Raw genomic sequence first — 11,631 nt, forward strand, 5'->3', positions numbered from 1 at the left:
ACGAAAAATAGAAAAGAGAATTTCTTGTTTTGTGTAAATGTTTTTTATAATATTTGACATGTTGACAGATTATGAAATGAAAGTGAGTGATCCATGTGGATCTAACGCAAATTCAAAACCCTAGTTTTTTGAAAGATATGTCTATCAGTGAACTAGAGGGATTGAGTGAGGATATTCGTAAGTTTTTAATTGAAGAGCTCTCTCAAACAGGTGGACATATTGCGCCTAATTTAGGTGTAGTAGAACTCACAATTGCTCTGCATAAATTATTTGATAGCCCGCAAGATAAATTTTTATGGGATGTAGGACATCAATCCTATGTACATAAAATTTTAACTGGACGCGCGAAAGAGTTTGGTACATTAAGGCAATATCAAGGCCTATGTGGTTTTCCGAAACGTTGTGAGAGTGAGCACGACGTATGGGAAACTGGTCATAGCTCGACATCGTTATCGGCTGCAATGGGAATGGCTCTGGCACGTGATTTAAAGAAAACGAAAGAATATGTTATACCAATTATTGGAGATGGTGCTTTAACAGGCGGAATGGCTTTAGAGGCATTGAACCATATTGGACATGAAAAGACAGATATGATTGTTATTTTGAATGATAATGAAATGTCAATTGCACCAAACGTTGGTGCGCTCCATAATGTACTTGGTCGTTTACGTACCGCAGGAAAATATCACTGGGTAAAAGATGAATTAGAGTATATATTAAAGAAAATCCCAGCAGTTGGCGGGAAAGTGGCTGCGACAGCAGAGAAAATAAAAGATAGTCTTAAATATTTACTAGTATCTGGTGTCTTTTTCGAAGAGTTAGGCTTTACATATTTAGGTCCAGTCGATGGGCATGATTATGAAAAGCTATTCGAAACGTTGCAATATGCAAAGAAAACAAAAGGCCCAGTGCTTGTTCACGTTATTACGAAAAAAGGAAAAGGTTATAAACCGGCCGAGAGTGACGTTATTGGAACTTGGCATGGAACAGGACCTTATAAAATTGAATCAGGTGACTTTGTTAAGCCGAAAGAAGTTGCACCAGCATGGAGTGCTGTTGTTAGTGAAACAGTACTTAAGCTAGCGAGAGCGGATGAGCGTATCGTAGCAATTACACCTGCAATGCCTGTTGGATCAAAACTTGAGAAATTCCAAAAAGAATTCCCAAATCGTATGATTGATGTAGGTATTGCAGAACAGCATGCTACAACGATGGCAGCAGGTATGGCAACGCAAGGAATGAAGCCATTCTTAGCAATTTATTCGACATTTCTACAAAGAGCATATGACCAAGTTGTTCATGATATATGCCGCCAAAATTTAAATGTTTTCATTGGAATAGATCGCTCAGGATTAGTAGGAGCAGATGGTGAAACGCATCAAGGCGTATTTGATATCTCATTCTTACGTCACTTGCCAAATATGGTGCTTATGATGCCGAAAGATGAAAATGAAGGGCAACATTTAGTTTATACGGCGATGCAATATGAAGATGGACCAATCGCATTGCGTTATGCGCGCGGTAATGGACTTGGCGTTCATATGGATGAAGAATTAAAGGCGATTCCGATCGGTACGTGGGAGACGTTAAAAGAGGGTACACAAGCAGCTATTTTAACGTTTGGTACGACAATACCAATGGCGATGGAAGCCGCTGAGCGTCTTGAAAAAGCTGGAGTTTCAGTGAAAGTAGTGAATGCTCGCTTTATTAAACCAATGGATGAAGCATATTTACATGATCTTCTAGGAAAGAATATACCGATTTTAACGATTGAAGAAGCTTGTTTAATTGGTGGTTTTGGAACAGGAGTAGTTGAATTTGCATCTGAAAATGGTTACCATAGTGCATTAGTTGAACGAATGGGTATTCCAGACCGCTTCATAGAGCACGGAAGTGTAACAAAATTATTAGAAGAAATTGGTTTAACGACAGATGCTGTCGTAGACCGTATTCATACAATGATTCCATCAAAACAAAAAAGGGCGTAACAAATGAGCGTAAAAAAAGAAAGAGTAGATGTACTATTAGTAGAGCGAGGACTTATAGAAACGCGTGAGAAAGCAAAGCGCGCCATTATGGCGGGACTCGTATATGCAAATGAAATGAGACTTGATAAGCCAGGAGAGAAAATCTCGCAAGATACTGAGATTACGGTGAAGGGACAAGTTATGCCGTATGTAAGTCGTGGTGGTTATAAACTTGAAAAGGCATTAGAGACATTTCATCTTGATTTACAAGATAAAGTTATGATAGATATTGGTTCATCAACTGGTGGCTTTACAGATTGTGCGCTTCAAAATGGAGCGAAATTATCTTATGCATTAGATGTAGGATACAATCAACTAGCGTGGAAATTACGTCAAGATGAGCGTGTTGTTGTAATGGAACGAACAAATTTCCGTTACGTGACACCAGCAGACTTAGAACGTGGTTTACCTCAATTTGCAAGTATTGATGTTTCATTTATATCATTAAAGCTTATACTGCCAGTTTTAAAAACAATGCTTATGCCTAACGGAGATGTAGCGGCGTTAATTAAACCACAGTTTGAAGCTGGAAGAGAGCAAGTTGGGAAAAAAGGTATCGTTCGTGATAGAAAAGTACATGAAGCTGTTGTAGAAATGATTGTCGAGTTTGCTTTAAAAGAAGGCTATGATGTGGAAGGTTTAACATTTTCACCAATTACGGGTGGAGACGGTAATATTGAATTTTTAATTCATCTGAAATGGCATGGTGAACGTGAGAATGGCGAAAATCATTCTCCGATTTCTATAGAGCAAGTTGTTACAGAAGCGCATGACGTTCTAAAACAAAAAGGGAAAGGGGAATAACATATGTTGTTCCTCTTTTTGCTGTAATTGTATAATGATTGTAAAAACAATTGTGTACAAGAAACGAATTATAAGTTAACATAAATAAGTGAAGTATACCAATGTTTAAACTATGGTAAGAGATAGTGTGAGGTGCAAATGTATGAATAAAGGTCAGCGCCATATTAAAATCAGGGAAATTATTGCAAACAAAGAAATTGAAACACAAGATGAATTAGTTGATATTTTACGTAATGAGGGATTTAATGTAACGCAAGCAACAGTATCGCGCGATATTAAAGAACTGCACTTAGTGAAGGTGCCATTACATGATGGGCGCTATAAATATAGCTTGCCAGCAGATCAACGATTTAACCCGTTACAAAAATTAAAACGAAATCTAGTGGATTCATTTGTAAAATTAGACACGGCAGGACATATGCTTGTGCTAAAAACATTGCCTGGTAACGCTCATTCACTTGGAGCACTTATTGATCATTTAGAGTGGGATGAGATCATCGGAACCATCTGTGGTGATGATACTTGCTTAATTATTTGCCGTACACCTGACGATACAGGTGTTGTCTCTGATCGTTTCTTAAATATGTTGTAACAAAAAATCTTGTTTGCTTTCCATCGTAAAGTGGAAAGTGAACAAGATATTTTTATTGGTTAAAAATATGAATTTTCAATTGTAATATAATATTTTGTTTGCATAAAGTTAGAAAATAGATGGATTGACCCGTAAAACAAATGTTTGGTACAATGAAGCGGGTTAGAAGAGTATATACATACAAATATATAACATGATTATTTGAATGAAGAACTGAGAAAATCCTTTAGTAAGGGATTATTTTATAACGAGGTGAATGGGGCATTGTTATCGGAATTATCGATTAGAAACTTTGCTATTATTGAAGCATTAAATATTTCTTTTCAAAAAGGTTTAACGGTTTTAAGCGGTGAAACAGGGGCCGGAAAATCGATTATTATTGATGCGATTAGTTTACTTGTAGGTGGCCGTGGATCAGCAGAATTTGTTCGATATGGAACAGAAAAGGCTGAGATTGAAGGGCTATTTTATGTTGAAGATGAGAAGCATCCATGTATTGAAAAGGCAGAAGAGTTAGATATAGAAATAGAAGATGGCATGATTATTTTAAAGCGTGATATTGCTGCGAACGGAAAGAGTGTATGTCGTGTAAATGGGAAGCTTGTTACACTTAGCATATTAAAAGAAATTGGGAAATCACTTGTTGATATTCATGGACAGCACGAAACACAAGATTTAATGAATGAAGAACGACATCTGTTTATGCTTGATCACTTTGATGGGGATCGAATCGTTAAACAATTAGACATATATCAAAATGTATACGCTGACTATGAAAAATTAAAAAAACAATTGAAATCGTTAAGTGAAAATGAACAACAAATGGCACATCGCTTAGATTTAATTCAATTTCAGCATGAAGAAATTCGCAAGGCAGATTTAAAGATGGATGAAGAAAATGAATTAACTGAGGAACGATTGCAAATTTCTAATTTTGAAAAGATTTATAAAGCGTTAGGTGATGCATATCGTTCGTTAAGTGCCGACGGACAAGGGTTAGATAATGTAAGAAGTGCAATGGGACAAATGGAAAGTATTACACATTTAGATGAAATGTATCAAGAGAATTATGATTCAATTGCAAATAGCTATTACTTATTAGAAGAGGTTGCCTATCAACTGAGAGAAAAGCTCGATATGATGGAATATGATCCAAATCGTTTAGATGAAATCGAAACACGTTTGAATGAAATTCGTATGCTAAAGAGAAAATATGGAAATACTGTAGAAGAGATTTTAGCGTATGCAGATAAAATTGAACAGGAAATTTTTACAATTGAAAATAAAGACGTTCATATTGAAACGACGAAGAAACAGTTGAAGGAATTAGAGAGTGTTATTCTGAAAGAAGCAACGTTGTTAAGTAATATGCGTCATGAGCTTGCAGAACATCTTACAAATGCAATTCATCAGGAATTAAAAGAATTATATATGGAAAAAACGAAATTTGAAGTGCGAATTATGAAGAGAGCAGGAAATGCAGAAGAACCCCTTGTGGAAGGTGCACCGGTAAGACTTACGGTGGATGGTTACGATCATGTGGAATTTTATATTTCAACGAACCCAGGAGAGCCGCTAAAACCACTTTCAAAGGTTGCTTCTGGCGGAGAGTTATCTCGTATTATTTTAGCTTTAAAAAGCATTTTTTCTAAGCATCAAGGGGTTGCATCTGTTATTTTTGATGAAGTGGATACGGGTGTAAGTGGCCGAGTCGCACAGGCTATTGCGGAAAAAATTTATCGAGTATCAGTAAACTCGCAAGTACTTTGTATTACGCACTTACCTCAAGTAGCTTCAATGGCGGATTCACATTTATTTATTCGAAAACAAGTAGCGAATGATCGGACAATTACATCAGTTACTGTTTTAACTATGGAGGATAAAGTAACAGAAATAGCTCGAATGATTTCTGGTGTAGAAATCACAGATTTAACGACAGAGCATGCGAAAGAATTACTTACGCAAGCGCATCATTTTAAACAGACAGCAGAGGCTATCCAGTAATGGATAGCTTTTTTTCTCAAATGACGATTTCTTAATTCTTCCGGTTATAAATAATGCACTGCAAGGAGAGATTAAAAAGTGAAGCCAAGAGGCTGAATGTGGGGTAGGAGCGAGGAGAGTGAACAAGTTGAAATTAGAAAAATTTCGAAAAATAATAGGTCTTTGTCTCCTTGTTTCTTTAGTTTTTATTGGATGTTTTAAACCGCTTCGAACGTTTATTTCATCACCGAAACAACTTGTTGTTTTTGAAGGACAACAATCAGAAATATCATCATTACCAGTTTTCAAAGCTTCATCCACAAATCGTCATGTATTTACAGTGAGTTCGAATGAACAAAAACAAGGACTTATGGTAAATTCTCATCAAAATGGTGAAGCTGATATGGTATTTCAGCTTGCTGGTTTTCCAGTGAAAAAAGTAAATGTGAAAGTGTTAAAAGATTTTAAAGTAATTCCAGGTGGACAATCAATTGGTGTGAAATTAAATACAAAAGGTGTACTTGTTGTAGGCCATCATTTAATTCAAACTGAAAAGGGTAAAATATCTCCTGGTGAAACAGCAGGTGTACAAATTGGAGATATGATTACTGAAATTAATGGTAAAACAATTGAAAGAATGAGTGATGTAGCACCGTTTATTCATAATAGTGGAGAAACAGGTGAACCGCTTAATCTTGTATTGTTAAGAGATGGAAAATATATTCGTACGAAGCTAACTCCACAAAAAGACAACGGTGAATCTTCTTATCGAATTGGCTTGTATATCCGTGATTCGGCAGCTGGAATTGGAACGATGACATTTGTTCATCCAGATTCTATGAAATACGGGGCACTTGGTCATGTTATTTCTGATAATGATACGAAAAAGCCGATTCAAGTCGAAGATGGACAAATTATGCGCTCGACAGTCACATCAATTGAAAGAGGTAGTCATGGGAATCCAGGGGAGAAATTAGCAAGATTCTCACCAGATCGTGAAGTGATTGGCAATATTACAATTAATAGTCCATATGGTATTTTTGGCAAATTAAATACGAATATGAAAAACGGTATAATGGATAAAGCGATGCCTATCGCATTATCTCATCAAGTAAAAGAAGGACCGGCAAAAATATTAACAGTTATTGATCAAGATAAAGTAGAAGCGTTTGATATTGAAGTTGTTAGTACAGTGCAACAAAAATTCCCAGCCACAAAGGGTATGGTAATAAAAGTAACAGATAAACGTCTATTAGCGAAAACGGGCGGTATCGTACAAGGGATGAGCGGAAGTCCAATTGTACAAAATGGAAAAGTAATTGGTGCTGTTACGCATGTATTTGTAAATGATCCAACATCAGGATATGGTGTTCATATTGAATGGATGTTACATCAAGCTGGAATTAATATTTATGATCAAGAGAAAAAAGCGAGCTAATATATATATATTAGCTCGCTTTTTCTGTTGAAAAATTCGTTGAAATTTTGTAAAAGCTCCGCAAGAGGTGTTTTTTGTTGTAAAATAAAAGAAAAGGGTTGAACGTTTCGTTGTATTTCTATGATGGAATGTGTTGCGAAAGGGAATAAATGAACGATAAACATATTTTTTTGTGATTTTATCGGAAAGTAAGAAACTTTAAAAGGGAATTTTCACACAATTGTCGAACAATTCATGTAGCCTAGAAGGATACACATGTCGGAGAATCGATTCGGTAAGGGAGGAAAAGCTGTGGAGAAAATTAAAGTATGTCTTGTGGATGATAATAAAGAACTAGTATCAATGTTAGAGAGCTATGTAGCTGCTCAAGATGATATGGAAGTAATCGGTACTGCTTATAATGGTCAAGAGTGTTTAAACTTATTAGCAGATAAGCAACCTGATGTACTCGTTTTAGACATTATTATGCCACACTTAGATGGTTTAGCTGTATTGGAAAAAATGCGACATATTGAAAGGTTAAAACAGCCTAGCGTAATTATGTTGACAGCATTCGGGCAAGAAGATGTGACGAAAAAAGCAGTTGACTTAGGTGCCTCATATTTCATATTAAAACCATTTGATATGGAGAATTTAACGAGTCATATTCGTCAAGTGAGTGGTAAAGCAAACGCTATGATTAAACGTCCACTACCATCATTCCGATCAGCAACAACAGTAGATGGAAAACCGAAAAACTTAGATGCGAGTATTACGAGTATCATTCATGAAATTGGTGTACCCGCTCATATTAAAGGATATATGTATTTACGAGAAGCAATCTCCATGGTATACAACGATATCGAATTATTAGGATCGATTACGAAAGTATTGTATCCAGATATCGCAAAGAAATATAATACAACAGCAAGCCGTGTGGAGCGCGCAATTCGTCACGCGATTGAAGTAGCGTGGAGCCGTGGGAATATTGATTCTATTTCGTCCTTATTCGGTTATACAGTATCCATGTCAAAAGCAAAACCTACGAATTCTGAGTTTATCGCAATGGTTGCGGATAAGCTGAGACTTGAACATAAAGCTAGCTGAGAGTAGAAGTAGAAAAGGGTTTTTGTTTTAGTAAAACCGATGCATGCTGGAACTCTATACTCGACAGTAATTTTAAAACTAATAAACTTTTTAATGAAAGACCAATGAATGTTATAATTCGTTGGTTTTTTTATTTTGTTTAGAAAAAGAGATTATTTGATATTATGGAAAATAAAACCTATTTTTAGTAATATTACATGTAAGTGAGTTTTTTTATAAGACAATTAAATAGATATAGATAGGGGGAAGGGGAATGAAAAATAAAATTTCAACTTGGCTAGGAATAGTAGCAGCTATGGGAGTTCTTGCTATTGCAGTTACATTTGGGATGTTAGAACTTGCCGATAATCCAGTAGATAAAGAAGTGAGCGCTCAAATAGATAAAAAAGAAGACCAAACAATAGTAGGTAGAGAGGTAGATGGGGTCTTTGTTGATGTGTATGTTACTGAAAATTCTACTGAAAGAGAAGTCATTACAGCGATGCATCGCATGACTCATCAAAAAGTGGTGGCAGAACGAAAATCGGGCTCTATCCCAATGATTCAAAATAATGCTAAAAAATTAAAAGAAATCATAAATAAGAGTAGCTTTTCGAAGAAAAATGAGCTATTAGCAATTGCTAATAGATGGGCACAAAAAGATTTTAGTAAAATTGTAGAAGATCACAATTATTTCTCGGATGTTCAAGAAGATAACGTTTGTAAAGCAACTAGAGCGATGGATGCGGTAGAAGAGCAACATTATATTTTAACTACATTCGGGGAGGAAAAAGCGAAAGAACTATACGAATCAGGGGATGCTCCGCACGTTCAATAAAAAATAATATAAAGGGCTTCTAGTTTTTTATGATCGTGTTTAAGGACGCAATGGGGGCTTATAAATAAATAGTCTGCTTTCTTTATGATTTGTAACAAAAATAATAAAGGAACGGCTAAATCGCATCGTAGCACATCTGTTAAAGGATTTTAGCAGGGAAGTCATCCGTGATATAATAGAAAATAATAAAAAGCCCTGCAAAACAGGACTGTATTATTCTTCGTCTTTATTTTGTTTTTCTAATTCAACTAGCTTTTGAATTAAAATGTGTTGCGGCATATGCATGAGTTGTTCAAGTGGAACACCTAGTGCTTTTGATAAGCGGACTGCAGTATCTGGAGAAATTTGCAATGGTCTCATAGAAGTACCTCCTTTTTCGTATAGTATAGCATAAGATTGGGGGAGTGAGGATGACTCTTATATTTGCGCATCGTGGTGCGGCTGGAACGTACCCAGAAAATACAATGCTTTCATTTGAAGCGGCTGAGTCTTTTAGAGCGGATGGAATTGAACTTGATGTTCAATTAACGAAAGATGGAAAAGTTGTCGTCATTCATGATGAAACGGTGGACCGGACTACAAATGGAAAAGGTGCGGTTCGGAATTATGTATATGAGGACTTATGTAAGTTAGATGCAAGTTATAAATTTGGTGATAAAGTAGGTTTTTGTAAAATACCACTTTTAGAAGAGGTATTAGAGTGGCTTGAACAAACGAGTTTGCTACTTAATATTGAACTTAAAAATAATAAAATTCCATATAGAGGTTTAGAGGAAGAAGTTATAACGCTTGTACGGAAATTTAGTTTAGAGGATCGCGTTGTATTTTCTTCGTTTAATCACTACAGTATGAAACGGTGCCATATGATGGCTCCTGATATTCAAACTGCAATTTTATATCGTGAAGGTTTGCATAGTCCGTGGGCATACGCGAAAAAAATGGGGGCTACAGCAGTACATCCGAATTATCGTTACCTTCAAGATGCTATTGCTGAACTAACGATGGAAAGTGGTGTAGAGGTTCGCCCTTATACAATTAATGAAGAAACGCTTATGCGTAAATATTTTGATATGAATATATCGGCGATTATTACTGATTACCCTGAAACGGCAAGAACGTTATTGCCGATAAAAAAATGAGACCGCGTGTAACGGTCTCATTTTTTTATTTATAAATAGTGGGGCATTCCTATCTTCTGAAGCGAGCTTGTACTTTATTTCGTTTACGATCTCGGTGTACGACGAAGCCACCAAAAATATAAAACCCGAGCCCGAAGCAGAGAGCGCCGATTAAAAATTGTAACCACAGTATAGAGATTGGTGGAAATAGAATCCCGAATACAGTATCTCTCATTAACTTTATACCAAACACAGCTAATGAAATAGGGATGAGTGCTAATGATAGAGCAAGGTAACGCTGCATATAAACGCTCCTTTTCAGATTATTTTGTTTATTTTAATGATGTTATATGAAAAGGGGGTTTGTCAAGAGGGGGTTGAACGAGTAAGATAAGGGTGTGAAAAAATTTGCATAGTTACTTCGAGAGGAAGTGTAATATATGAAACAAAAAGTATTAATTGTTGGTGCAGGTGAAGGCGGGAGCGCACTGCTGAATCTGTTATATAGTTCGAATATATTTCAAATTATAGGGATTATTGATATAAATCCGTTGGCAAAAGGATTACAAATTGCTAAGGAATATGGAATTGCAATTGGAGAAAGTGTAACTCCATTTCTTTCTATGCATATCGATGTAATATTTGATATGACAGGTGAAGATGATGTACATAAAGTTTTATTGGAAAAAAAGAAAAAAGACACTCTTCTTATACCAGGTGATATTGCAAAAATTGTTACAGGATTAGCGCATGAGAAGGAAGGGTTAATTGGGCGGTTAGAGGAACAAACGCAACAAGGAGAATTAATTTTAAATTCTACGCATGACGGCATGATCGTAATTGATCAAGAGGGACAAGTTCGTCTTTTTAATAAAAGTGCAGAGCGTATTATCGGATATAAAAAAGAAGAGGCGATAGGAAAATATATTTTAGAAGTTATTCCGACTAGTAAATTACTTCGCATTATACGTACGAAACAAATAGAAGTAAATTATGAACTAACATTAGAGAATGGAAAGAAAATTATTACAACGCGTATACCGATATTAAAAGAGGGCGGAGAGGTACAAGGGGCATTTGCAATTTTTAAAGATATAACAGAAGTTGTAGATTTAGCGGAAGAAGTTACAGACTTAAAAGAAATTCAAACACTATTAGAGGCGATTATTAACTCATCTGAAGAAGCGATTTCGGTTGTGGATGAAAAAGGAAGAGGTTTAGTCATTAACCCGGCATATACGAAATTAACGGGTTTAACAGAAGAAGATATTATTGGGAAGCCTGCTACAACTGATATTGTAGAAGGCGAAAGTATGCATATGAAAGTACTTCGAACGCGTCGTGCGGTGCGCGGAATACATATGAAGATTGGGCAAAAAAAGCGCGATGTAATTGTAAACGTAGCGCCAGTTATTGTGGATGGAATATTGAAAGGAAGCGTCGGCGTTATCCGTGACGTGTCGGAAATTCAAAAGTTAACAAATGAATTGAATAGAGCGAGGCAAATCATTCGCACATTAGAAGCGAAATATTCTTTTGATGATATTGTCGGAAATTCAGATGAAACAACTGCAGCTATCGAACAGGCGAAGCTAGGAGCGAATACACCGGCAACGGTACTGTTACGCGGTGAATCTGGGACTGGTAAAGAATTGTTTGCCCATGCAATCCATAATGGAAGTAATCGAAAATACAATAAGTTCGTCCGTGTAAACTGTGCGGCCATTTCGGAGACGTTGTTAGAAAGTGAATTATTTGGTTATGAG

At 36.1% G+C, this 11,631-nt stretch carries 11 protein-coding genes; 9 read left to right on the top strand and 2 right to left on the bottom strand.

The genetic code is table 11. The features are described 5' to 3' along the window. The first annotated feature begins 95 nt into the window (after positions 1–95). The 7 genes from dxs (at position 96) to MR160_RS06170 (ending at position 8,747) form a co-directional block, all read left to right on the top strand. Entirely contained in the window at positions 96–1,988 is a 1,893-nt protein-coding gene (gene dxs / locus MR160_RS06140; protein WP_000366457.1) for a 1-deoxy-D-xylulose-5-phosphate synthase, read from the top strand. 3 nt (positions 1,989–1,991) lie between these two features. Then, positions 1,992–2,831 carry a TlyA family RNA methyltransferase gene (locus tag MR160_RS06145; RefSeq protein ID WP_000111874.1) on the top strand — a complete coding sequence of 280 codons (840 nt, stop codon included), beginning with the start codon at positions 1,992–1,994 and terminating at the stop codon, positions 2,829–2,831. A 142-nt stretch (positions 2,832–2,973) separates the two neighbouring features. Next, positions 2,974–3,423: an arginine repressor ArgR gene (gene argR, locus MR160_RS06150; protein WP_001032580.1), complete on the top strand. Its 450-nt coding sequence runs from the start codon at positions 2,974–2,976 to the stop codon at positions 3,421–3,423. Positions 3,424–3,687: 264 nt separating this feature from the next. Continuing rightward, complete coding sequence (gene recN, locus MR160_RS06155; RefSeq protein ID WP_000947759.1) at positions 3,688–5,427, top strand: DNA repair protein RecN; 1,740 nt, start codon at positions 3,688–3,690, stop codon at positions 5,425–5,427. Positions 5,428–5,545: 118 nt separating this feature from the next. Beyond that, entirely contained in the window at positions 5,546–6,844 is a 1,299-nt protein-coding gene (spoIVB, locus tag MR160_RS06160; RefSeq protein WP_002000940.1) for a SpoIVB peptidase, read from the top strand. Positions 6,845–7,135: 291 nt separating this feature from the next. Continuing rightward, positions 7,136–7,930 (top strand): sporulation transcription factor Spo0A, encoded by a 795-nt coding sequence (gene spo0A, locus MR160_RS06165; protein ID WP_014894889.1) that lies wholly within the window; start codon positions 7,136–7,138, stop codon positions 7,928–7,930. 253 nt (positions 7,931–8,183) lie between these two features. Then, positions 8,184–8,747 carry a PRK06770 family protein gene (locus tag MR160_RS06170; RefSeq protein WP_000791083.1) on the top strand — a complete coding sequence of 188 codons (564 nt, stop codon included), beginning with the start codon at positions 8,184–8,186 and terminating at the stop codon, positions 8,745–8,747. A 213-nt stretch (positions 8,748–8,960) separates the two neighbouring features. Here the strand turns inward: MR160_RS06170 and MR160_RS06175 are convergent, their stop codons facing one another. After that, complete coding sequence (locus MR160_RS06175; protein WP_001247671.1) at positions 8,961–9,107, bottom strand: YycC family protein; 147 nt, start codon at positions 9,105–9,107, stop codon at positions 8,961–8,963. Positions 9,108–9,157: 50 nt separating this feature from the next. Here MR160_RS06175 and MR160_RS06180 point away from each other — a divergent pair, with 50 nt between their 5' ends. Beyond that, positions 9,158–9,886, top strand: coding sequence for a glycerophosphodiester phosphodiesterase (locus MR160_RS06180; RefSeq protein WP_000172594.1), 729 nt, complete (start codon positions 9,158–9,160; stop codon positions 9,884–9,886). Positions 9,887–9,935: 49 nt separating this feature from the next. On the opposite strand, the gene MR160_RS06185 is transcribed toward MR160_RS06180, so the two are convergent. Beyond that, positions 9,936–10,169, bottom strand: a complete 234-nt coding sequence (locus MR160_RS06185) for a DUF2627 domain-containing protein (RefSeq protein WP_001190195.1) — start codon at positions 10,167–10,169, stop codon at positions 9,936–9,938. A 136-nt stretch (positions 10,170–10,305) separates the two neighbouring features. On the opposite strand from MR160_RS06185, the gene MR160_RS06190 reads away from it, so the two are divergent. Continuing rightward, positions 10,306–11,631, top strand: a 1,326-nt coding sequence (locus MR160_RS06190) for a PAS domain S-box protein (RefSeq protein ID WP_242297106.1), incomplete at its 3' end; no start/stop codon positions are given.

The organism is Bacillus cereus group sp. BfR-BA-01382 (assembly GCF_022663475.1).
In the GTDB taxonomy this organism is placed as follows: domain Bacteria; phylum Bacillota; class Bacilli; order Bacillales; family Bacillaceae_G; genus Bacillus_A; species Bacillus_A thuringiensis_S.

Bases quoted from the DNA above. Each gene is read 5' to 3' on its own strand.
- MR160_RS06145 (WP_000111874.1), top strand. From the start codon at position 1,992: ATGAGCGTAAAAAAAGAAAGAGTAGATGTACTATTAGTAGAGCGAGGA.
- argR (WP_001032580.1), top strand. From the start codon at position 2,974: ATGAATAAAGGTCAGCGCCATATTAAAATCAGGGAAATTATTGCAAAC.
- MR160_RS06170 (WP_000791083.1), top strand. From the start codon at position 8,184: ATGAAAAATAAAATTTCAACTTGGCTAGGAATAGTAGCAGCTATGGGA.
- MR160_RS06175 (WP_001247671.1), bottom strand. From the start codon at position 9,107: ATGAGACCATTGCAAATTTCTCCAGATACTGCAGTCCGCTTATCAAAA.
- MR160_RS06180 (WP_000172594.1), top strand. From the start codon at position 9,158: ATGACTCTTATATTTGCGCATCGTGGTGCGGCTGGAACGTACCCAGAA.
- MR160_RS06185 (WP_001190195.1), bottom strand. From the start codon at position 10,169: ATGCAGCGTTACCTTGCTCTATCATTAGCACTCATCCCTATTTCATTA.